The organism is Burkholderia sp. MSh2 (genome assembly GCF_000731655.1).
GTDB classification, from domain to species: Bacteria; Pseudomonadota; Gammaproteobacteria; order Burkholderiales; family Burkholderiaceae; genus Burkholderia; species Burkholderia paludis.
This window is the reverse complement of record NZ_JPGM01000009.1, coordinates 1-21,613: the sequence shown is the minus strand read 5'-3', so window position 1 is coordinate 21,613 and position 21,613 is coordinate 1. Positions and strand designations below refer to the sequence as shown.

Here is a 21,613-nt window from a genome sequence, read left to right as displayed (position 1 = left end):
CCATGCCGTCAAATCAGTAATTCATGGCGATGAATGCATGAATGTTATGGGGTAGGAGATGAAGAGCCGTCAGCTGGAAGCGTTCCGGGCGGTGATCCTGCGGCAGTCGATTACGCGGGCTGCCGAGATGCTGCACATCACGCAGCCGGCCGTGACGCGCCTGATCCTCGATCTGGAGTCGGAAATCGGCTTCAGCCTGTTCACGCGCGAGAAAGGCCGGCTTTTCCCCACCGCGGACGCGTTGCTGCTCTACCAGGAAGTGGAGCGCTCGTTTGTCGGCGTCGAGCGGATTGCCCAGGCGGCGCAGCAGATCCGTTCCCTCACCCGGGGATCGCTGAACATCGCGGCGGCGCCGGCGCTGGCCTTGAACCTGCTGCCGGAGTGGATTACCGATTTCACGCGGGAACACGAAGGCGTGGCCGTGTCGCTGCTCATCTACGGGACGAGGCTGGTCGGCGAACTCGTGGCGAGCGAGCAGTGCGACATCGGCCTCGTGACGTACACGACGTGGCAGCCGGGCGTGAGGCTCGAGGCGCTGTTCAAGGCCGACATGAAATGCATCGTGCCCAAAGGGCACCGGCTTGCCAGCAAAGGGGTCATCACACCTGAAGACCTGGCGGGCGAGAAGTTCATCTCGTTTCCGCGCGAGCTGGATACGCGCCGCATCATCGACGAAATCTTCGCCGCGCAGCGGATCGAGCGGGTGATGAGCGCCGAGTGTCAGTTGTCGGCCGCGATCGCGACGTTTGTCGCGCGCGGCGCCGGCGTGTCGATCATCGATCCGGTTTCCACCGATTACATGACCGACGAAGTCTCGGTGCATGACTTCGTGCCGGCGATCCCGTTCGAATACGGCATCGTCACGTCCGACCGGCAGCCGCCTTCGCGTCTTGCGTCCGCTTTCCTGGCGTTCGTGCGCGAGAGGGTCAACGATCGGATGCGCGAGCGGCGTATCTGAGCGAAGGCGGGCGGGGGTGGGGCGGCGCCAGACGGGGGGCGTGAATGCTTCATTGGGCTGGCCGGACAGTGAGCGTCTGGCAATCAGGTTCGGGCCGCCGGCAAACCCGTGCGGCCAAAGCGGCTTCTTCCGCGTCGCATGGCAATCCGCCGACCATTGCGCTTGCCGACGTCGTTCCGCTGCGGCTCAGGTTTCCATGACGCACCGTTGGATTTCAGGATCTGCCGCTACCGGCCTGTCGGATTTGATAAATTGGCTCCCGCTTTGCTGATGCTCGCCAGCATGAGTCTCCGAACCGACAAGCGTTCGGTCGCTGCGCGTTGATCCCGGATCGATCGAGGCTGGCCCGGTGCTTTGGTCCGTTCCTCGGCCGTCAACCCGATTGAAAAGGGAGGGCGCCAGTCTTGCGAGCGGCGCTCGACGTGCGGCAGCATGGACGTCTTGTCGATCCGATCGTGCCGATGAAGGCGCTGGAGCCGCGAACGCCTGGCTGCGCAAGATGAATGTCGAGGAGAAGCTCAAGGCCGGGATCGTAGGGGCGTCGCCTGCAACAAGGACCGGGATGCTGCCGGCATGAGATGTCCGTGCATGTCGCGTCCAGCCGGGGCTCGGCGATCCGGCCGGCACGCCGGATCGCAGAAAACGTGCACATGCCATAATTCGCCGGTTCCTGAGCTACCGGACGCATTGTGTCTTACGCGAAATGATTTTGATCAGATCTCTTGCTGCCGCCTGCCTGTTGCTGGCCGGATGTATGGCCACGGCGCACGCCGAGACGTACCCGCCGGAAGTGTCGAGAAACATCGACAAACTCCAGTCCAAGTGTGCCGGCAAGTCCAACGACCCCAAGGCGCCAGCCTGCATCGAATACAAGGCCACGTTGGCCCGCACCATTCCACCGGCCGTCCAGGCATTGATGCATCAGGAAGAAATGGCCGACGACAAATGCCGGAACGGCCCGGCGCCGCAACTACTGCCTGACGGACAATACGCGCCGGGAAGCGCGTGCGCGCGGCGCGAACAGGTGATGAAGGCCATTCACCAGCACGGCTGGTGCTGGGGGCACACGGACATGGATAGCTACCATCCGGGTTGGGTGATCTGTCATCTCGGAGAATGGCAGTAAGGCCGGTTGAGTTCATCGCCGGTTTCGGCCAGTCGGCGCTGCCGCCGATGGCGGACGTCCGGCTGTTGACTCGCGTGCCCGATGCAAGACCGGGCCAGATTGGCCGGCGTCATCGACATCCTCGGGCAAGGTCGCATCGGCGAGCGACACTTGCAGGTGCCTGTCATGTCGAAGGGGTTGTTTTCGGCGCTTTTGTTGGCCGAGTCCAATGCGCCTTCCAGGCCGGCTACCGCCCCGCGCGGTGCAGGCACGATCGTTGAGGCGGAGCGTCCTGCCGGACCATACTAGAGGTATTTGAATTTGGTGACCTGGATGGCGCCGTTGAATCGACCGACCTTGAACTGAATCGGCTCCGTCGTATTTGCCGTGGTGCGCTCCATGATCCACGGAATCGGTCGATACGTCAGCTTCCTGTCTTTGATAATCAAATCCAGGATTTCGTGCTCTTCGATATAGGCGCCGATCGGAGACTGTCCGGTGGGTCGCCATGCCCAATGAGCCGGCACGACGCGCTTTGTCATGACGCTGGCCGTTCCGGTCTGCGTTCCCACACCCGCAAAGTTGGCGATTTTGAACAGTGTCGTGACAAGACCGGCGGCGACCAGCGCGTAGAAGAAAAGCGTGCCCGCGGCACCGAAATAGCCGCTGCTCGCGAACGCGAATGGAAGCGACGCAATGTGCTGCATGGACACGGACGATCTCCTGTTCGAAAACGGGGGCGCTTATCAAGTGGATTATCGAATATCCATTGTGGCTGGCGCAATTGTCCGGCATCCCGACTCACATACTGGGCATCCGTTCGGGACGCGCAACTCCCCGGAAGCAGGCATCGGGATCAATAGGATTCGCCGTTCTTGTGCTCGAAGACCCACTGCCCGTTTGAGCCCATCACGGCAACGAGATCGTCCGCTGCATAGCTCACGGCGTCGCCAGATACCCGACTGCCGACCTCGATGATCGTGGCATCGCCTGTCGAGTTGTTTTGCAGGTGGTGCGGCATGCCGTTCGCGTGAAACCCCGCGCACATGCCAGGCCGCATCAGATAGCTTTCCTCCCCGACATGGAGCGTGACCTCGCCGCTGAGGACATACACCCACTCGTCCTGCTTCGAGTGCCGATGGTGGAGGGCAGACACCGCGCCGGGGCTCAATGTCGTCAGGTTCACACCAAACTGGCTCAAGCCGAACGGATCGCCGAGCGGTTGCTTCTGCCGTCCCTTCATGCGCGACGCGAACGGCTCCGGGTAGTTTGAGGGCTTGGTGCGCGGTGTCGCATCGGCGGCGACCATGCAGGCTTTGGGCTGATCCATTCGCAATCCTCATTCCATCAAGATGGCCATGAGAAATTGTGTAAATTCACGCGGGAACCGTCAATATTGATTCGAATAATCAACCTGTTTTCAAATTGACCGTGTACCGCGGTTGCTTCGAGCGCCTTGGGTTGCGTCTGCGATCGCCGACGATTCTCGCGTCAGACCGAGTGTCGCGTGGTTGTGTTGGGTCGAGATGCGGGCGGATGGCGCGATCGCGCTGTGCCGGTTAAACAGCGTCGGCGCGCGAACTCACGCGCCTGCCCGCTTCACTGTGCGCATCGCACGGACTGCGCGGCCTGTCGCCGGCGGGTTGAAAACGCCGTCAGGCCACTTCCACCGGCCCGTGATCGTCGCAATGATCGCCATGCGGATGATGAAGGTGTCCGTCGACCAGATAGTCGACGTGATCGCCATGCGGTACCGCTTCGTGCCCGCAACCGGGCCCATGGACGTGACCTGCCTCGTGGCCACCGCAGCCCGGCGTACACCGGTCCGGGTTTTGCGCGCTGACCTCGATCCTGTGTTCGTCGATGTGATCGCCGTGCGGATGGTGCAGATGGCCGTCGTGCAGGTAGTCGACGTGGTCGCCATGCCGGATGGCGGTGTGACCGCAGCCCGGACCATGCTGATGGTCGTGGTGGGCATGATGGGGTTCGTTGCACGTGCTCATGCGTATCTCCTCGATCTGCAGGGTGCCAGCCCGTGAGGACAGTCTAGTACACGCAAAACGGGGATTTCGACGACGCGCGCACGCGCGATCGACGCCCATTTCCCGGCCATCGACAGGGCGGTTGTGCACGAGAAATGCAATGTTATATCATCTCGAATCCGGCGCGATGCGCCGTCATTCCGCGTGCTCGTGCCGGCAGCAGCCTTGCCGTCGACGGCAAAGAGTGCACTGTAAGTGATATGTTATATCATATCAATTGCGGTGAGGCGGCATTTTTGGATGCGCTTCTGCGAGAACACGCGATCTCCACCCCAAACCGCACAATGAAAATCAATCGTTCGCTGCTTTCACAGGTCGCCATGCTGGCATTTGCCGCGGCCGGTCATGGTGGTGCATTCGCCGCCGACGCCGGCGCGACGCTGGCCGGCACCGTGGCGGATACCCACGGCCATGCGCTCGCCGGCGCCCGGATCGTGCTTCAGGATGCCGGCGGCCACGCGGTGGCGCGCGCCGAGTCGGGCGCCGACGGCCGCTTCCGGATCGAGCACCTTGCCCCCGGCACGTACGCGGCGGTGGTCGATGTGCGCGGTTATGCGACGGACACGCGCATCGCAACGGTTGCCGAAGGGCAAGCGCCCGAGGCGCTGGACGTCAGGCTCGGCGGCGCCGACGTGATGGAGGTCACCGTCAGCGCGAAACGGCTCGATCGTGCGCGCAACGGGCTGCAGCCCGAGACCGGCGCGAGCGTCTACCGGTTCTCGCAGGCCGATATCGACACGTTGCCGCAAGGCGACAACACGCCGCTCAACCAGGTGCTGCTGCAGGCACCGGGCGTTGCCTACGATTCGTTCGGCCAGCTCCACGTACGCGGCGATCACGCGAACCTGCAATACCGGCTGAACGGCATCATCATCCCCGAGCCGATCAGCGGCTTCGGCCAGTCGCTCGACTCGCGCATCATCGAGCAGATGAATCTCGTGACCGGCGCGCTACCCGCGCAATATGGCTACCGCACGGCCGGTGTGGTCGACATCCGCACGAAATCGGGCGACACCGGCAACGGCGGCACGATCGACGTCTACGGGGGCAGCCATCAGACACTCCAGACGAGCGCGGACGTATTCGGCTCGAACGGCCCGTTCAGCTACTACTTCTCGGGCACGCTCGGCGAGAACAACCTCGGCATAGAAGCCCCGACCTCGAACGGCAATCCGCTGCACGACCACACGCGGCAGGGCAACGCGTTCGGCTACATGTCGTTGCTGCTGAATCCGCTCACGCGGGCAAGCGTGATGTTCGGCACGACGAGCAATCGATTCGAGATCCCGAACACGCCGGGCATCGCGCCGGCATACACGCTGGCCGGCCAGTCGACATTCGATTCCGCCGCGCTCGACGAGACGCAGGCGGAACTGAACAACTTCGCGGTGCTTGCGCTGCAGGGTACGAACGGCGGCGCCCTCGATTACCAGGTCGCGCTGTTCACGCGCTACACGCGCACGAAATTCAACGCCGATCCGGTGGGCGACCTGATCTTCAACGGCGTCGCATCCGACGATTTCCACAGCAATCGCGCGAACGGCGTGCAGACCGACTTCACGTATCGCCTGAACGATCGCCACACGTTGCGCGCGGGCCTGATGTTCGAGCGCGAGCATGCGGTGTTCGACGACGATGTCACGGTCTTTCCCGTCGATGCGAACGGCAACCAGCTATCGGACGTGCCGACCACGATTCCGGATTCGCACGACCAGTCCGGCTACCTGTTCAGCCTCTACGCGCAGGACGAGTGGAAGATCACGCCGAAGCTGACGCTGAACTACGGGCTGCGCTACGACCGCATGGACGAGTACGTGCAGGCCGGCCAGTTGAGCCCGCGCATCGGCGTCGTCTATCAGGCGACCGGGTCGACCGTGCTGCACGCGGGCTATGCGCGCTATTTCACGCCGCCGGCGTTCGAGCTCGTATCCGATTCGACGATCGGCAATTTCGCGGGGACGACGAACCAGAGTCCGAGCGCGCAGAACGATCCGGTCAAGCCCGAACGCAGTCACTATTTCGACATCGGCATCACGCAGCGGCTCACGCCCTCGGTGACGGTCGGGCTCGACGCGTACTACAAGAAGGTGTCCGACCTGCTCGACGAAGGCCAGTTCGGCAACGCGCTGATCTTCACGCCGTTCAACTATCAGGACGGGCGCGTGTACGGCCTCGAGTTCACGTCGAGCTACAGGCATGCCGACGTATCCGCATACCTGAACGTCGCGTACAGCCGCGCGCAGGGCAGGAACATCGAATCCGCGCAGTTCAACTTCACGCCCGGCGAACTCGCGTACATCGCGAACAACTGGGTCTACCTCGATCACGACCAGCGCATCACCGCGTCGTTCGGCGGCGCGTACACGCTCGGCAGGACGACGTTCAGCGCCGACGGCATCGTCGGCAGCGGCTTGCGGCGGGGCTTCGCGAACACCGACCGCCTGCCGTGGTACACGCAGGTCAATCTCGGCGTGGTCGAGCGCTTCGACGAGCCGATCGTCGGCCGGTTCGACGCGCGCGTGTCGGTCGTCAACACGTTCGGCCGCGTCTACGAATTGCGCGACGGCTCGGGGATCGGCGTCGGCGCACCGCAGTTCGGCCCGCGGCGCGCGATCTATGCGGGATTGTCGAAACACTTCTGACCGCCGGTTGCCGGCGCGGGAAAGGACACACGATGAATGAATGGGAAGGTTTCGCCGATGCGTTGCGCGTCGGCGGCTGGGTCGTCTATCCGTTGAGCGTGCTTGCGATCGTCGCGCTCGCGATCATGCTGGATCGTGCGTACGTGTTCTGGCGCTTCGGCAGGGGCGGGCGGGGCGCCACGTCGCATGACCTGCCGGGCGGGCATGCGGTGCAGCGGCTCGCCGCGATCCTCGACGACGGCGACGCGCCGCTATGGCACGTCGAGGCGAAGGTCGAGGCGGCCGCGCAGCAGATCGAGCGCGACATGAGCCGCGGCCTGTGGCTGCTCGAGACGATCGTCACCGCCGCGCCGTTGCTCGGATTGCTCGGCACGATCGTCGGCATGATGCGGTCGTTCCGGCTGATCGGCGGCGACGGGCTCGTGAGCCCCGCGGGCGTGTCCGGCGGCGTCGCGCAGGCGCTCGTCGCGACCGCGATCGGCCTCGTGATTGCGCTGGCCGCGTTGTTTGCGTTCAATTATTTCTCGCGTCGCGTCGACGGGCTGATGGACGAGCTCGAAGCGCTCGCGAACGAACGGCTCGCCGAACTGCGCCTGGCGCGCGAGCGGGCCGGAGCGGCGTCATGAAACTGCGTCGCTCGCGCGCGTCGAAACGCGGCCGCATCGAGATCATCCCGATGATCGACGTCATGTTCTTCCTGCTCGCGACGTTCATGCTGACGTCGCTCGCGATGCAGCACCTCGATGCGGTCGGCATCGACCTGCCGCGCGGGCGTGCACGGCAGTTGCAGGCGGACCGGCCCGTGACGCTGGCGGTGAACCGGGCGAACCAGATCTTCGTCGATCGGCAGCCGGTGCCGCTCGCGCGCGTCGGCGACGCCGTCGCGCATGGGCTCGGACACCATCGCGACGTCGTCATCGCGGCGGACGACGGCGCGGCGCATGGCGTCGTCGTCCAGGCGATGCTTGAAGCGAAGCGGGCCGGGGCCGAGCATTTTCTCGTCGCGGTCCATCGTGACTAGACGCGGCTCGCCACTGTACGCCGGGCCGCAGCGACCCATGCGCAGGTTCGCGGTGGCGGTCGTGTGTGCCGCCGCACTCTGGAGCGCGTTCCTCGTCGACGCGATGCGGCTGTTCCGGGGCGACGGCCCGATGCCGCACGCGCCGGAGACGCTCCAGATGCAGTGGGTCGAAATGCCTGCACCCGTGCGAGCGGCTCCGCCTGCGCCAGTGCACAGCGTTGCGCCGAAGCCGGCCCCGGTACGTCGGGCGATGCCGACGGTGCGGCCTGCGGCACCGGCGAAGGGGCGCACGGCGGCGCAACCGCATGACGCGCAACCGGTCCGTCAGCCGGTCGCGCCGACGCAATCGCAAGCGGCGCATCCGGCACCCGACGAGGTGAGGGCGGCGTCGGGCGCGCATGCGGGGTCGGCGGCCGCGCATCCTTCCGGGTCGGGCAGCGCCCAGGCCCGCCTGCTGTCGCAACCGCTGCCCGTGCTGCCCGACGATCTTCGCGAAGAGGGCTATCAGGCGGTCGCGGTCGCGCGCTTCCTCGTTCACGCGGACGGCACGTTCGATATCGACCTGGTGAAGCCGACGCCTATTCCCCGGCTCAATCAGATCCTGCTGGAGACACTGCGCCGCTGGCGCTTCTTTCCGGCGACCGATGACGGTCGTCCTGTCGAGAGCCGGCAGGACGTACGCGTTCATTTCAACGTGGATTGAGCACGGTGGAGTCGCCGCGCCCGAGGCGAGCGCGATGGTCTTTGCGATCGTCCCGACGCACCGGCGTTGCCTCAGCCCGTTGTCTTAACGAGCACGTCGATCCATGAGTGGACGCCGCTCACATGCGGCGCGGCACCCGGACCTCGCGCAGCAAGCCAGCCGGCGATTCGCAACGGCTCGAACGATGACGCCTGAGGTAAGGCGGGAAGCGCATGCACCGACGAGCGCAATCCTGCTTTCCGGCGCAGGGCAGGACATCGCCGCTCACGTGTTCCGGATCAGCACATCGGGCGTCAGGCCACTGCAGCGATCCACGCCCAGCATCGCCATGTTCCGGTCGACTTCGTCGCGCAGCAGGCCGATCGCATGCAGCACGCCGGCCTCGCCGGCCACCGCGGCCGCGTAGTTGAACGGCCGGCCGACGAACACCATGCGTGCGCCCATCGCCACCGCTTTCAGCACGTCCGATCCGCGGCGAAAGCCGCTGTCGATCATGACCGGATAGTCGGCGCCGAGTGCGCCGACCACGTCAGGCAGGATGCGCATCGGCGAGACCGCGCCGTCCAGCTGGCGGCCGCCGTGATTGGACAGGATGATCGCGTCGGCGCCCACGTCGCGCGCGATCACGGCATCGTCGACGCTGAGAATGCCCTTGATGACCAGCTCGCCTTGCCACATCCGGCGAATCCGCTCCAGGTGCTGCCAGTCGAGGTGATCGCGCGCGGAGAAATCCCGCAACACGCTGGACGACAGGATCGGCGCGCCGCGCGTGGCGAAGGAGTTTTCGAAGTGCGGCATGCCGTGCGTCAGCAACGTGCGCGCGAAGGTGCCCGCCAGCCAGCGCGGCCGCGTGATGCCGTCCCAGAACAGGCGCGGCCCGGGGCGCAGCGGCGTGGTGAAGCCGGTGCGCACGTTGTTCTCGCGATTCGCGGACACCGGGATGTCGACCGTGATCACCAGCGTCCGGTAGCCGGCGCGTGCGACGCGTTCGAGCAATGCGGAGATGCGCGCGTCGTCGCCGGGCAGATACGCCTGGAACCAGGTGCCCGGTGCGGCGGCGGCGACGTCTTCCAGCGGAATCAGCGACGAGCCGCTCATGATCGACGCGATCCCCGCGTGGCGTGCGGCACGCGCGAGCACGACGTCGCCGCGATAGGCCGACAGCGCATGGATGCCCATCGGCGCGATGCCGAACGGCGATGCATAGCGCCGGCCGAACAGCTCGACCGTCTGCTGCCGCTGCGACACGTTGCGCAGCACGCGCGTCACGAAACCGTATTCGTCGAACACGGCGCGATTGTCGTCGCGCGTGCGGTTGTCTTCCGCCGCGCCGTTCACGTAGCCGAAGATCGGGCGCGGCAGCACCCGGCGCGCCCCGGCTTCGAAATCGTGCAGGCTCAGCATCTTGCGCAGCACGCGCGGCGGCTTGCGCGTCGCGGCCGCGGTGTCGTTTTTCCCGGGAATGGATGACGCGGATGAGTTCATGTCGACAGCCTTGTTTCGAATCGGTGCGGGAATTTTATGCAGGCGCGAGCGCCATAAAAAGCGATAATCTTCCAAGGAATTTGTTCGATAAAAGCGAAGAACCATGGCGACCCCGACCCTCAAGCAACTCGACGCCTTCTACTGGGCGGCGACCTGCGCAAACTTCTCGACCGCGGCGCAGCGGCTGCATCTGTCGGTTTCATCGCTGTCCAAGCGCATCAACGAACTCGAGCAGGTTGTCGAGCGCACGCTGTTCGATCGCAGCGGCCATCGCGCCGTGCTGACCGACGACGGCGAAGCGCTGCTGCCCGCGGTCGTGCGGGTGCTCGAGTCGGTCGCGGCGTTGCAGGATTCGGTGGCGAAGGACGAAGGATTGAGCGGCCGGTTGCGGTTCGGCGTCGGCGAGCTGTCGGCGCTGACGTGGCTGCCGCGTTTCGTCGCGGCCGTGCAGAAACTGCATCCGAAACTGGCGCTGGAGCCGTACGTCGACGTCGGCGCGGCGCTTGAGGAGAAAGTGGATGCGGGCGAACTGGACTTCGCGGTGATCGCGGGCCGTTCGTCGCGCAGCAGCGTGCTGTCGCAGCCGGTGGCCGAAACGCGGTTCGCGTGGATGGCGGCCGAGGCGCTGGTCGGCGACGAGCGGGTGCTGACGCCGGCGCTCGTCGCCCGTCATGCGCTCGTGCTGTTGCCGTCCGGGTCGGGCGTGACGCGCATTCTCGACGACTGGCTGCTCGCGAGCGGCCTCAACCATCCGCGCCGGATCGCCTGCAACAACTGGAGCGCGGTGGCCGGCATGTTGCGCGAAGGCGTCGGCATCGGCTTCCTGCCGGTCGACTGGGCCGGCGCGCGTTTCGGCGGCGATCTCGTGCAGTTGACGAGCGAACCGCCGCTGACGCCGCTTCCCTATGCGTTCCAGTGGCGGCGCGGCGACGTGCGCGGCCTGATTCCGTCGATGCTGTCGCTGGTGCGCCAGTACGCGGATTTCCGCTGACGGGATGGGCGTCGCCCCGTGTCAGGGCGGGGCGGCGGCGGGAGCGGACGCCATGCTCACGCTTCGTCGATGCGCGACACGCGCTTGGGATCGGGCATCCACAGATAGCAGACCAGCGACACGAGCACGCACGCCGACACGTAGTAGAAGAACCACGCTTCGTGCCCGATGCTCTTCATCCACAGCGCGACATATTCGGCCGTGCCGCCGAACAGCGAGACGGTGATCGCATAAGGCAGGCCCACGCCGAGCGCACGCACGCCGACCGGAAACAATTCGGCCTTCGCGACCGCGCTGACCGACGAATACAGGCTGACGATCAGCAGCGCGACGACGATCAGCGCGAGCGCGCTGCCGGTGCTCCGGACCCCGCGGAGTTCCTGGAAGATCGGCACGGTGCAGAGCGTGCCGAGCACGCCGAACGCGATCAGCAGCGGACGGCGGCCGATGCGGTCGGACAGGCTGCCGAAGATCGGCTGCATCACGACGAACGCCAGCAGGCTGATCACGGAGACCATCGACGCATCCGCCTTGCTCATCCCCGCGCTGTTGACGAGGAATTTCTGCATGTACGTCGTATAGGCGTAGAACGCGACGGTGCCGCCGAGCGTCAGGCCGGCCACGATCACGCATTCGCGCTTGTGGCGGAACAGGTCGGCGATCGACGCGTGACGGCGCTTGCTCTGGCGATGCTGCTCGAACGATTCCGTTTCCTTCATGTTGCTGCGCAGGAAGATCGCGCTGCAGGCCAGCAGCGAGCCGAGCAGGAACGGCACCCGCCAGCCCCAGCTTTCGAGCTGCGCGGTGGTCATGAAGCACTGCTGCAGCACCACCAGCACGCCCATCGCGAACAACTGGCCGAGCGACAGCGTCGCGAACAGGAAGCTCGAATAGAAGCCGCGGCTGGACGGGTCGGCCATCTCGCTCAGATAGGTGGCCGAGCTGGCGTATTCGCCGCCGAGGCTGAGCCCTTGCAGCAGGCGCGCGACGATCAGCAGGACCGGTGCGGCGATCCCGATCGTGTCGTAGCCGGGCGTCAGGCCGATGATCAGCGAGCCGGCGCACATCGCCAGCACCGATACGAGCAGCGCGGCCTTGCGGCCCTTGCGATCGGCGTACATGCCGACGAGCCAGCCGCCGATGGGGCGCATGATGAAGCCGACCGCGAAGATGGCCGCCGTGTTCAGCAACTGCGCGGTCTGGTTGCCGTTCGGAAAGAACGCTTTCGCGAAGTACAGCGAAAACGCCGAATAGACGTACCAGTCGTAATACTCGATGAGATTGCCTACCGATCCGCTGAAGATGGACCGCAGGTTCGCGAAGGTTCCGGTCGGCCGGGAATCCGTGGCCGTTGCAAGAGGGCTGACGCGCGACACGTAATGTCTCCGTTTCGATTGTGCTCGTTATCCGCGCGAGCGCTGGCCGTGGGTCGGCCGCTCGCGATCGGGTTCGGCAAGGTTAGAAGAGGCGTCGCGTCGTAGAAAGCGAATTAATGACAAGGATCCTGTTCGCTTTATGGAAACGTCGGCTGGTCGGGCGCCGACGCATTGCCGGCGCGGCGGGAAACCGGTCTCATCGGTGCTGTTTCAACGCACCTTGCGGCGGAGCGGGATGGTGCGCGGCCCGACCGTGCCGCTATCGGTCGAAGCGGCTGAGCGCAGAGCGCCATATCGGCGTGGTGGTGGTGCCGCACGACATCAACATGGCGAGCCGCTTCTGCGACGAACCCATCGCGCCCAAGAGCGGCAGCCATGCTCGCGCATGGCCCGTTCGCCGAACCGATGCGCGCCGACATGCTCTGTGCGATCTACGGTAATCCGATGGGCGCGGTCGCGCATCCGCACGACGGCATGCCGATCAGCTTCGCGCATTGAGCGCGTGCGACGGGCGGACGTGAATCTCGCCCGAGCCCGTGTGCGCCGCTGGTACACTCGGGCCGCCACGCGGCTTTTCGCGATCTCGTGAGTGCCGCGGGCCACTGCGGCGCGTGTCATCGCCACTTCAATGATGCACGGGTTTCCACGCCTCGCCGGGCAAAGCTCAGGTCGAGGCGCTTTGCCGCGATCGCCTCGCGCCGACGGACTTCAGGATTTGCCGTGACGCGCGTGCAGCGGTAGTCGAACGGGTTCGTCGCTGCCGGCAGCCCTGATCGAATCAACGCATTCCGGGACGGATATATTGAACAAGAAAATTGCCATTCTGACGGTTGCCATGCTCGCTTCGATACAGGTCCATGCCGAGGCGGATTGGCGCATCGTGGGGCAGACCGATGGCGCCGAGCATGCGTTGCTCTATGACAAAAGCAGCATCCGTCATTTGTCCGACGGCAAGATCGGACTCTGGACGCGAATGCTTTTCAGGGATCGTCAGGCATACGCCAAACAAACCTACCAGCAGACGACCACGCATGGCGTTATCGACTGCGCCTCTCTGGACTGGACGATCGACTACTTCGTCTATTCAGGCATCGATGGCGATGTCGTCTTCAGTGGCCCGTTGAAGCCGCCGGCACAGTTGCCCGATCAGGCCGGTTCAATGCAGGAGCAACTGGGGCACGTGGTGTGCGAAGACGGAAAGCAGTCGGAGTCGGCGACCACGATGACCAGCCTCGCCGATCAGGCGGTTGTCGAGGGAATGGCGAAACGGTTCATGCGGGGCGGGCAGGCTTCCCGGCCACATCAGTGATTCCGCAATGTCATGGCGGCCGGAGAGCGCGTCGGCTCGTCTCGCTATCCTCGAGTTTCCGTCGATGTTCCCGGCGATCTATCGCTGTGTGTTGCAGGCGCTTCCGACGTTGCGCGATTCCAATTTGCCGGCCGTCATCATCCTGTTCCGTCGGGAATCGAAATCGACAGGGTGGCCGGATGAATCCGCCACCCGAAAGAGTCCGAGGAGGCTGGAAAAGGGCTCCCCGAAACCGGACGGTCAGCGAGCTTTGAAGGGTAAAGGCCAGCGCGCCAAGCCCTCCTGTCCATACTCGCGCAGGTTTGGGTCAGCGTGCCCGGTCATCCGTTCCAACGCTGCCCGGGATTCGACAGTTCCGATGCGGGCAAGTGTGTACGCGCACTTCCGTTGGAACTCGCGGAGATTGCCCCACTCCTCGAGATAGGGAAACGGTTCTCCGGCCGCTTTCTCCACTGCGCTTACGGCGGCAGGATCACCGATCAGACCGAGCTCGAACACGATGTCCTCGTGCCGCTCGTGTCCACTGCGCCCAAGCAGTTCAATCAGCACAACGACCCGTGCTTTGCCTTCCGTCATTGAGTCCAAACGGGAACACAAGGCGGCAACGTCTTTGGTGTGGGTCATCGTCATGTATGAATGGTTTGAAGTCCCGGCCTCTCGCCGTAGCCTGTCCGAAAGCCAACGCTTGCGTTCCGCGGCCGCTTGTTCTTACCTGCTAGTTGCTGATTCCGAAGTGCAAAAGCCAGCGTCCGTGTGTGCATGACAGAGCAACATCCTGCCACGTGCACTCATACCGGAACGGCGGACAGGAATGCACTTCATCGACGGACAGTTCGCCAAGCGCTTCAAGGATTTCATCCACCATAAACGATACGACATTCTTGCGGCCCCATGTTCGACGCTCGCCGAGTTCAGGCGAGCAGTGGGTCTGGAAAAGCCATTGATCTACAACTGAGTGGAGCACGCCCCTCGAAGCCCCGGGCATCGGGTTGACGGAGATATGCCAATCGCTGGCTGGATGTGTTTTTTTCGTGCGCCAGTTGACGACCGACTCAAAATACCCGGCTAATGCACTGCAGGTGATCGTCGGTCACGCCGGAGTATTTCACGGTTTCCCGGTGAACCGCATCGACGAGCTGCGCGTATTGCGGAGATGCCTGAGCCTGCGCGAGCAAGGCGTCATACGCGGCATCGTCCGCGCTGATATTCGGTCAACGCTCCTGAGGCTCATGTCGTTGTGAGCGAAGAAGGTGTCAGGCGCAGAATATGCCGGGACGCCCGATGGTCGCAAGAGACGATACGGAGGGCTTCGTTTTGCCGCAGTGCATCAGGCCGGTTACCCGCTTCCTGCTTCGGAGGATTTCATCTTGTTGAGCCGCCGCGCGATCCTGAGCTTACCGGCCGCCTGTTGGCTGGTACGCTACTCACCTCTATTTGCCGCTTCATTGCCTGACAGCCCAACCTGGCCGGGAGTTGAGTGGAGTCAGACGACGCCCGGGCAGGCGGGCTGGAATCCGGAACTGATGTCGGAGGCGAGGCGCTATTCCGCAAGCATTGGCACCGCGAGCTTCATGGTCGTTCAGAATGGCGTGGTGATCGATAGCTGGGGCGATATCGACCGCAGGCTCGAGTTGCACTCGATGCGCAAGAGCCTGCTTGGCGCGCTGATCGGCATTGCCGTCAAGGAAGGAAAGATCACGCTCGACGCAACGCTCGCGTCGCTGGGGATCGACGACAATCCCCCGGGATTAACGGATGCCGAAAAGCAAGCGACTGTCCGGCAACTGTTGCAGGCGCGATCCGGCGTATATCACCTCGCCCTCTACGAGACCGAAGGCGAAAAGCGAAGGCGGCCGGCCAGGGGTAGCCACGCACCGGGCACCTTCTGGTACTACAACAATTGGGATTTCAACGTGCTGGGCACGATTTACGAGCGTGCCACCGGCACCTCGATCTTCGACAGCTTCCAGCAACGTATCGCGACGCCGCTCGGCATGCAGGACTACAGGCCCGGCGACGGGCGCTATATCCGGGGCGCCGATTCGATGCATCCGGCCTACCCGTTCCGCATGACTGCGCGCGACTTGGCTCGATTCGGGTTACTTTTCTTGCGGTCCGGGCGGTGGCGCGATACGCCGGTGGTACCTGCGTCATGGGTCCAGGAGAGCACGACCGCCTGGTCCGAAACGTATCTCCACTCCGGGTACGGCTATATGTGGTGGACCGGTTTCCCGGATCGGCGAGTCCGCGTAATGAACTTGTCGCCAGGCGGCTTCTGGGCAGATGGTCACAACGGACAGTATGTCGTGGTCGACCCGGCGAATGATCTGGTCGTGGTTCATCAGACTGCCAAGGGCAAGGTTGTCGAGCGACAAATGGGCCACTTGATGTGGCTGGTTCTACGCGCCGCGAATGTTGCAAACGCAGGGGACGATCCGATGGTCGGGGCGGTCCCGACGGGGGCCGACATGACGCCGTAAGGGGGCGGGGTGTCCGTACTGGCAAGGATGCCTCCGGATGGATTGCCGCCCCCGGCGTTGTCGTCGTTCGCATGTCTCAGCCGGTTTCATTTTCGGCCGGCGTGGCTCTGGCTACAGACGCTTTTGTCGTCACGCCCGGAAGCGGCGGTTCGACGGGTTGTCGCGAGTGACGCGTGATGAGCGGCTACCGCTCGATGTGGCAGGCCGCACGCCATCCTGAGCGGCCTTGCGCCTATTTGAGTACCGCTTTGAGGAAAGCCGCGACTTCAGCAGGCGATTGCGCCTGTGCCTCCGGGTCGCCGCCCAGGGTGACGCCCGTGGTCAGGCAGCGCTTCGACTCAGCGGTGGCGGCGGCGCCGGATAGCGTCTGGCCATCCCGAACCATTGTGAACTTCCGGCGATCGAGATCATAGGAGCCGTGGCATTCTCGCGCGCTCGTCGCGAGTGGTACTGAATGCAACGGCGTGGGTCGGTCGAAACCATGCCAGGCATCCGGATACTCTTTCAGCGTGACCTGCGCGCCTTTCGAACGGAGCGTTGCTGCATAGGCAATACAAGGGCCTGCCGGCGTATAGTTGTCCTTACCGCCAACAAGCATCAGGACGGGAGAGCCGTCCAGATGCGCCGCGTCGTAAGAGATGCCACAGGACGGATAGAAAGCGACGTGAGCAGCAAACCGCAGATCGCCTTGAGTCGCAGCCAGGCGGAAGGGCTCGAGCGATGAATAGAGCGCCGCCACGCCGCCGCGCGAAAAGCCCATGACCGTGATCCGCTCCTTGTCGATACGAGGATCGGTCGCCAGCAAACGCAAGGCGGCGTAGGCATCGGCGATATCGGCGGTCATCGAAAGCTGCGTCTGATCCTTTTCAGTGTTCCTGATACCGCGCCCGGTAAAACTGTCCACGACGAAGCTGGCATAGCCCAGGGCGTTCATGCGCTGAGCCCAAACCCGTTCACCCCGATTCACGCCGCTACTGCCATGCAGGATGATGACCGCGGGTACGATGTGCGGCCCATTGCCGGGTATGCTCAACTCCCCGGAGATGACGGCCTTTTCGCTGCTGGCGGAATGCGAGAGAAATTCCCCGGTGCTCCTGGGAGTCACCGATTCGAACGTCACGATTCCGCTACGACCGTCGCCAAGCGAGTTCGTGATCGGCGGGCCAATCGTGGCCGGTGAACTGCACGCCGCTATCGCGCTCGCGGCGATAGCCAGCAACAGGCTTCGAGTGATGTGACGAACAATCCCTGGATACATTGTTGGCGCATTCCCTAGTTTCGAAGCGACGCGTCCTGGATTGTCGCCAATCCAGGACCGGTTGTCGAACGGCACATTTTGACGGCGGATTCAACCTGTCGATGCGGAATGAATGGCCGGTCCACCGCGAGCCAGCCGGCGTCCGGCCCGGAGCGATTCATTCACACCGTTGGGGCGAGACGGTCGACCGTCAGCCTCGGGCGCGAGATGTGTCGATCACGATGTCCGAAGGGCGGGCAGCCTTCGCGAGCGTGCCAAGACGCTCGATCGCCGTCCCGAGTTCGCTAGTCCATCGATAGCCGGCATTCACGCGAAGGCAATCGTCATAAGCGGTTCCCTCGCCAAACAGATGTCCGGGCGCGATCCCGATCCCTTCCCGGCGCGCCTGTTCGAACAGCGGCCGCGTGCTGACGCTGTTTCCATCGATCTGCGGGAGCCGGACCCAGAGCACAAACCCCCCGGCCGGGCGGCTCACTTCAGTGCCAGCCGGAAAGCTGCGCATAATCGTGTCGCGAAGACGCGCTTGCTGATCCTGAAGCGCTTTCTTGAGCCGCCTGAGGTGCAGCGCGTAGCCGCCGCCCGCGAGCATTTCGGCAACGGCGACCTGTTGCAGCTCGGCGGTCGCCATGCTGGTCGCGTACTTCAGCGCCTTTACCCGTTCGGTGAATCGACCTGCCGCGATCCAGCCCAAACGTAATCCCGGACTCAGGCTTTTCGAGAATCCCCCGCAAAGAAGAACGTTGCCGTTGCTGTCGAAGGCGCGTACCGGCCGTGGCCGGGTTTCGCCAAAGCAGACATCGCCGAAGATGTCGTCCTCGATCAGGGGAACGTTCCGGTCCTTGAGCAGTTTGACGAGCGCACGCTTGGCGGAGTCGGATGCAACGCTGCCTACGGGATTGTTGGCGTTGGCGATGGTGACCACCGCTTTGACCGGTGCCCGATCGAGCGCCTCTTCCAGCATGCCGAGATCCATGCCGGTATTCGGCAGACAACGCACCGGCAGTGCGGTCAACTCCAGCGACCGCAACATTTGCAAGAGCACGAAATACGTCGGCGACTCGACGGCCACGACGTCGCCGGGACGCGTTACCGCCCTGAGCGCAAGATTGAGCGCTTCGGTACATCCGTTGGTCACCACCACTTCTTCCGGGTCGAGGTCACAGGGGTACTGCATCGCCTGGCGGACTATCTCGCGCCGAAGATCCGGATGACCCGTGCCCCGAACATAGGAGCCGACAAGGGTGTTTTGTTGATAGGCGAAACGCCGGAGCAGGACGCTAAACCGGTCGATTGGGTAGAGAGACGGCTCGCCCGCCGCGAGGTCGAGCTGGACGCTGCACGGTGAACCGACCATGGCGAGATGATCCCTGGCTTGCGCATCCAGCTCCGGCTGAGGAGCGGTCCACGTGTTCCGCCTGCCCGCTGCCGGGCGTGCGGCCGACCGCGCCACGAAATAGCCAGAACGCGGGCGGGCATAGATCTTCCCTTGCGTCTCCAGCCAGCGCAACGCCTGTAACGCCGTCGTGAGACTCACACCATGCTGCACCGCGAGCATTCGGACCGACGGCAACCGGTTCCCGGCCTTGAGCCCGGCCTGCGCGATTCCGTCCAACAAGCTGTTTGCGAGCTGCCGGTAGCGAGGTAACGCGGACTCTGTAGCGTGCATTGTGACCATCCACTCAGGCAAATCTGTTATGTAACAGATTCGTCGGTGTTGTGCATAGGCCGTTGCCAGTCGGCGTGCCACGATGAATGCTCTTTTTGCGGAGGCACCACGACATGAAGGCCGAGAATTTCACGCTGCAACAATATTTCGAGCGGATCGGATTTGCACCCTCGTCGAGGGCCGATATCGCCACCGTCGCCGAAATGATGAGACGGCAGTTGTTCTCTGTCCCGTTCGAGAATCTGGACGTGCAGGACAAGAAGATTGTCTCCCTCGTTCCCGAAGACATCGTCGAGAAAATTCTTCAGCGAAACCGGGGCGGGTACTGCTACGAGGTGAACGGGATATTCGCGATGGCTCTGCAAGCGCTTGGGCTGACCTACCAGTTCGTCGCGGCAAGACCGATGTTCTATGCGGTCAAACGACCCAGGACCCATATGGCCATCGTGCTGACCTTGAATGGGGAAAGCTGGCTGTGCGATCTCGGCTTCGGCAGCTATGGGATCCGTGCTCCACTTCGACTCGACGCAATCGACGTGGAAGTCAGGCAGGACGCCGACACGTTCATGCTGAGCAAGATAAGCGAGCGGGATTATCTGCTGAAGGCGCTGGTCGACGGACAATGGGCGAATCAATACGCGTTCGACCTGTCTCCGCAGGAGTGGATCGATTTTGCTCCCGCCAACTATATGAATTCGACCCACCCTGATGCGATCTTCGTGCAAAAGATGTTGGTGATTCTCCACAATGAGAGCGGTCGAAAAGTCCTGATCGGCGACACCTTGAAAACCGTCCGAAACGGACAAACCGAGCAACGCGTGATTTCGACGGAAGACCGTCGATCGATTTTGTCGCGAGAGTTCGGCCTTGCGTTGGCGAGTCATTGAGCGGCACGTGTGGTTCGTGCGCGTCGATAGCCGATGTGGGGAGAGGGGGCGACTAGCGGTCGTTCGACTTGGTATGCCGTGTGTTTCTTCATGGCCGATTGCCGCCCGATGTGGCAGACCGCAGCCGACCCGGAGGAGCCTCTTGGCTTACTGGTTAGCGGACGATCACGCGCAACGAATCGGATCGTTCGTTCCGTGCGAGCCAACCATTCAGCCAGCTTCGCCAGGTTGATATACTGTCTTCGCTGCGTGGGGAAGGACACCCCGTCAGGGGCACCAGTGGGTAATGCCGACCGCGCCCAGGGTCTTGGGCACCGTCTGCGTAATAGTCAGGCGCAGGCCTTGCCACGCAGCATATATCCTGCAGGACACCAGTATTGATATCCCTTGTGATGGAAGCGCTCAATCCCGACGATCAAAGACGCATCTACTTTGCGCGAGTCAGCTGTGCTGACTCCCCGTATCTCGATGCAGTCGAAATCGAGGGATGCGGGTTGGGCGTTTTGCTAATTCGCTATTTTGCCTACGAGAGCGGGTCAATCGAAGGCGACCACTGGTACGAAAATGCCGCGGTTGCGAGACGGGAAGCCGAGTCGGAGTTCGGAATCAGACCTGAAAGCTGGATCGTGCGAGACGTCCCATGATGTCGGACGGCTGCGTCGGACGCTTTTCCTGGCGCCGGGGATCAGTTCAAACCAACGGTTGATTCTCGACGAATGCACTATCCGACTGCGGATCGTAGACTACCAGCGAATGGTCTCTTAGCAAGCGGTGAATGAAAGCACCCACCTCCGCGGCTTTGCTGAAAGTCATACTGATTACAAGATGGTGAGTTCCAAGGTCGAAGTCACATGACCATGGGCTGTCATCCAGTTGATCGTCTTGCAGTGCGGAAAGCTGTGGATACTGCCGCTCTAATGCAGCAACGAAGCTCTCGAGCGTGGCATCGGTGACGCCCTCGTTGGTCAAGTCGCCAGCGCATGCCTCATGATATGCCGTTCGGACATCATGAAGTGTCTGGCCGTCTCTGTATGTGAAGAAGCCCAAGTCGTAGCTCACACCAGGTTCCCTTTGTCTGAATTGCGAGATTGATCGCTACTTTCCGCGTCACCGATTTTCAACGATTCAGGTTCAGCGGTCTTCCGCCATTCCCCGGAGCCGCCGCACTGAAGCGCTCAACGAGCGCTGCAGATTCGACGAATGGCAGAGTAAATGACATGGCTACCGCGCTCCATCATTGGGAACGGCCGGCAACGCATCGTCGCCCCGAGCGCAAAGACTCCACGGCCTTCGCAAGCGACAAGATGGAGATCCCCGCATTTATCGCATTGGCCAAATCGAACGTAGCTTGATCGAGTACGCAGAATGATGGGTTCCCGTCACGATGCCGGCAATGTTCCGTCGCTTGGCAAGCACTGGTTCGGATAGGGTAGTGTATCCGAAGACTGGTGCCAGACAGACTGGTCGCCACGGTGAAGTTCGTGAGCGTATTTCGACCTGAGTCGTTCAATGTCCGACGCCGCCAAAAGGTTCCCTGAAGAACTGATCGACTCTCCGCTCGTAAGAAATAGATAGACGGCAGTCTCAAAAATCAAGTGCAACGATTAGCAAGTCCATTGATTTCCAGCTCCTTGGCCATTGCCTCCTCCGGCGTATCCCAGCCGAGGGTTTGACGAGGTCGGCCGTTGAG

At 63.2% G+C, this 21,613-nt stretch carries 21 protein-coding genes and 1 pseudogene; 13 read left to right on the top strand and 9 right to left on the bottom strand.

Going from position 1 to position 21,613, the window contains the following annotated elements:
* Positions 1–58 precede the first annotated feature (58 nt).
* Together GQ57_RS07430 and GQ57_RS07425 are read left to right on the top strand one after the other, a co-directional pair.
* Entirely contained in the window at positions 59–958 is a 900-nt protein-coding gene (locus tag GQ57_RS07430) for a LysR substrate-binding domain-containing protein (protein WP_034197513.1), read from the top strand.
* A 703-nt stretch (positions 959–1,661) separates the two neighbouring features.
* Entirely contained in the window at positions 1,662–2,084 is a 423-nt protein-coding gene (locus GQ57_RS07425; protein WP_034197512.1) for a hypothetical protein, read from the top strand.
* Between the two features lie 284 nt (positions 2,085–2,368).
* On the opposite strand, the gene GQ57_RS07415 is transcribed toward GQ57_RS07425, so the two are convergent.
* Positions 2,369–2,776 (bottom strand): hypothetical protein, encoded by a 408-nt coding sequence (locus GQ57_RS07415; protein ID WP_152601688.1) that lies wholly within the window; start codon positions 2,774–2,776, stop codon positions 2,369–2,371.
* Between the two features lie 143 nt (positions 2,777–2,919).
* A complete protein-coding gene (locus GQ57_RS07410) occupies positions 2,920–3,393 on the bottom strand; it encodes a cupin domain-containing protein (RefSeq protein ID WP_031398158.1) in 474 nt (157 codons plus the stop codon).
* Positions 3,394–3,574: 181 nt separating this feature from the next.
* On the opposite strand from GQ57_RS07410, the gene GQ57_RS43295 reads away from it, so the two are divergent.
* From GQ57_RS43295 to GQ57_RS41425, 5 genes are all read left to right on the top strand, one after another.
* Positions 3,575–4,102: a hypothetical protein gene (locus GQ57_RS43295; protein WP_174923297.1), complete on the top strand. Its 528-nt coding sequence runs from the start codon at positions 3,575–3,577 to the stop codon at positions 4,100–4,102.
* A gap of 287 nt (positions 4,103–4,389) precedes the next feature.
* Positions 4,390–6,747, top strand: coding sequence for a TonB-dependent receptor (locus GQ57_RS07400; RefSeq protein ID WP_034197510.1), 2,358 nt, complete (start codon positions 4,390–4,392; stop codon positions 6,745–6,747).
* A gap of 32 nt (positions 6,748–6,779) precedes the next feature.
* Positions 6,780–7,373, top strand: coding sequence for a MotA/TolQ/ExbB proton channel family protein (locus GQ57_RS07395; protein ID WP_034197509.1), 594 nt, complete (start codon positions 6,780–6,782; stop codon positions 7,371–7,373).
* Positions 7,370–7,768 (top strand): ExbD/TolR family protein, encoded by a 399-nt coding sequence (locus GQ57_RS07390; protein ID WP_034197508.1) that lies wholly within the window; start codon positions 7,370–7,372, stop codon positions 7,766–7,768. Before GQ57_RS07395 ends, GQ57_RS07390 begins: the two co-directional genes overlap by 4 nt.
* Complete coding sequence (locus GQ57_RS41425; protein WP_081896611.1) at positions 7,689–8,471, top strand: energy transducer TonB; 783 nt, start codon at positions 7,689–7,691, stop codon at positions 8,469–8,471. Before GQ57_RS07390 ends, GQ57_RS41425 begins: the two co-directional genes overlap by 80 nt.
* Positions 8,472–8,735: 264 nt before the next feature.
* On the opposite strand, the gene GQ57_RS07380 is transcribed toward GQ57_RS41425, so the two are convergent.
* Positions 8,736–10,061 carry an alpha-hydroxy acid oxidase gene (locus GQ57_RS07380; RefSeq protein WP_161788555.1) on the bottom strand — a complete coding sequence of 442 codons (1,326 nt, stop codon included), beginning with the start codon at positions 10,059–10,061 and terminating at the stop codon, positions 8,736–8,738.
* Here GQ57_RS07380 and GQ57_RS07375 point away from each other — a divergent pair.
* On the top strand, positions 10,060–10,947 hold the full coding sequence (locus GQ57_RS07375; protein ID WP_031398165.1) for a LysR family transcriptional regulator: 888 nt from the start codon (positions 10,060–10,062) through the stop codon (positions 10,945–10,947). The two genes, GQ57_RS07380 and GQ57_RS07375, sit on opposite strands and share 2 nt — an antisense overlap.
* Before the next feature lie 56 nt (positions 10,948–11,003).
* Here GQ57_RS07375 and GQ57_RS07370 read toward each other — a convergent pair whose 3' ends face one another.
* Entirely contained in the window at positions 11,004–12,323 is a 1,320-nt protein-coding gene (locus GQ57_RS07370; RefSeq protein ID WP_031398166.1) for an MFS transporter, read from the bottom strand.
* A gap of 375 nt (positions 12,324–12,698) precedes the next feature.
* Here GQ57_RS07370 and GQ57_RS44130 point away from each other — a divergent pair, with 375 nt between their 5' ends.
* A complete protein-coding gene (locus GQ57_RS44130) occupies positions 12,699–12,821 on the top strand; it encodes a hypothetical protein (RefSeq protein WP_268810869.1) in 123 nt (40 codons plus the stop codon).
* A gap of 304 nt (positions 12,822–13,125) precedes the next feature.
* Entirely contained in the window at positions 13,126–13,632 is a 507-nt protein-coding gene (locus GQ57_RS07365) for a surface-adhesin E family protein (protein ID WP_034197506.1), read from the top strand.
* Positions 13,633–13,872: 240 nt separating this feature from the next.
* On the opposite strand, the gene GQ57_RS43005 is transcribed toward GQ57_RS07365, so the two are convergent.
* Positions 13,873–14,262: a HEAT repeat domain-containing protein gene (locus GQ57_RS43005; RefSeq protein WP_034197505.1), complete on the bottom strand. Its 390-nt coding sequence runs from the start codon at positions 14,260–14,262 to the stop codon at positions 13,873–13,875.
* A gap of 181 nt (positions 14,263–14,443) precedes the next feature.
* On the opposite strand from GQ57_RS43005, the gene GQ57_RS43000 reads away from it, so the two are divergent.
* Entirely contained in the window at positions 14,444–14,587 is a 144-nt protein-coding gene (locus GQ57_RS43000; RefSeq protein WP_160257507.1) for a hypothetical protein, read from the top strand.
* A 112-nt stretch (positions 14,588–14,699) separates the two neighbouring features.
* On the opposite strand, the pseudogene GQ57_RS43620 reads toward GQ57_RS43000, so the two are convergent.
* Positions 14,700–14,831, bottom strand: a pseudogene (locus GQ57_RS43620) (ATP-dependent protease); the annotation flags it as partial.
* Between the two features lie 168 nt (positions 14,832–14,999).
* Here GQ57_RS43620 and GQ57_RS07350 point away from each other — a divergent pair.
* Positions 15,000–16,112, top strand: coding sequence for a serine hydrolase domain-containing protein (locus GQ57_RS07350; protein WP_235215036.1), 1,113 nt, complete (start codon positions 15,000–15,002; stop codon positions 16,110–16,112).
* A 232-nt stretch (positions 16,113–16,344) separates the two neighbouring features.
* Here the strand turns inward: GQ57_RS07350 and GQ57_RS07345 are convergent, their stop codons facing one another.
* The gene (locus GQ57_RS07345; RefSeq protein ID WP_160257506.1) at positions 16,345–17,331 is read right to left on the bottom strand and encodes a dienelactone hydrolase family protein; all 987 of its coding nucleotides are present in this window, start codon (positions 17,329–17,331) and stop codon (positions 16,345–16,347) included.
* Positions 17,332–17,560: 229 nt separating this feature from the next.
* The gene (locus GQ57_RS07340) at positions 17,561–19,036 is read right to left on the bottom strand and encodes an aminotransferase-like domain-containing protein (protein WP_034197580.1); all 1,476 of its coding nucleotides are present in this window, start codon (positions 19,034–19,036) and stop codon (positions 17,561–17,563) included.
* 113 nt (positions 19,037–19,149) lie between these two features.
* On the opposite strand from GQ57_RS07340, the gene GQ57_RS07335 reads away from it, so the two are divergent.
* A complete protein-coding gene (locus GQ57_RS07335; protein ID WP_034197579.1) occupies positions 19,150–19,923 on the top strand; it encodes an arylamine N-acetyltransferase family protein in 774 nt (257 codons plus the stop codon).
* Between the two features lie 690 nt (positions 19,924–20,613).
* Here GQ57_RS07335 and GQ57_RS07330 read toward each other — a convergent pair.
* Positions 20,614–20,982 (bottom strand): hypothetical protein, encoded by a 369-nt coding sequence (locus GQ57_RS07330; protein WP_052001127.1) that lies wholly within the window; start codon positions 20,980–20,982, stop codon positions 20,614–20,616.
* Between the last annotated feature and the right edge of the window lie 631 nt (positions 20,983–21,613).

Coding starts and splice junctions, on each gene's coding strand:
- GQ57_RS07340 (WP_034197580.1), bottom strand. CDS start 19,036: ATGCACGCTACAGAGTCCGCGTTACCTCGCTACCGGCAGCTCGCAAAC.
- GQ57_RS07410 (WP_031398158.1), bottom strand. CDS start 3,393: ATGGATCAGCCCAAAGCCTGCATGGTCGCCGCCGATGCGACACCGCGC.
- GQ57_RS07375 (WP_031398165.1), top strand. CDS start 10,060: ATGGCGACCCCGACCCTCAAGCAACTCGACGCCTTCTACTGGGCGGCG.
- GQ57_RS07390 (WP_034197508.1), top strand. CDS start 7,370: ATGAAACTGCGTCGCTCGCGCGCGTCGAAACGCGGCCGCATCGAGATC.
- GQ57_RS07425 (WP_034197512.1), top strand. CDS start 1,662: ATGATTTTGATCAGATCTCTTGCTGCCGCCTGCCTGTTGCTGGCCGGA.
- GQ57_RS07395 (WP_034197509.1), top strand. CDS start 6,780: ATGAATGAATGGGAAGGTTTCGCCGATGCGTTGCGCGTCGGCGGCTGG.
- GQ57_RS07335 (WP_034197579.1), top strand. CDS start 19,150: ATGAAGGCCGAGAATTTCACGCTGCAACAATATTTCGAGCGGATCGGA.
- GQ57_RS43000 (WP_160257507.1), top strand. CDS start 14,444: ATGCACTTCATCGACGGACAGTTCGCCAAGCGCTTCAAGGATTTCATC.
- GQ57_RS41425 (WP_081896611.1), top strand. CDS start 7,689: ATGGCGTCGTCGTCCAGGCGATGCTTGAAGCGAAGCGGGCCGGGGCCG.
- GQ57_RS07380 (WP_161788555.1), bottom strand. CDS start 10,061: ATGGTTCTTCGCTTTTATCGAACAAATTCCTTGGAAGATTATCGCTTT.
- GQ57_RS07400 (WP_034197510.1), top strand. CDS start 4,390: ATGAAAATCAATCGTTCGCTGCTTTCACAGGTCGCCATGCTGGCATTT.
- GQ57_RS44130 (WP_268810869.1), top strand. CDS start 12,699: ATGCTCGCGCATGGCCCGTTCGCCGAACCGATGCGCGCCGACATGCTC.
- GQ57_RS07430 (WP_034197513.1), top strand. CDS start 59: ATGAAGAGCCGTCAGCTGGAAGCGTTCCGGGCGGTGATCCTGCGGCAG.
- GQ57_RS43005 (WP_034197505.1), bottom strand. CDS start 14,262: ATGACGATGACCCACACCAAAGACGTTGCCGCCTTGTGTTCCCGTTTG.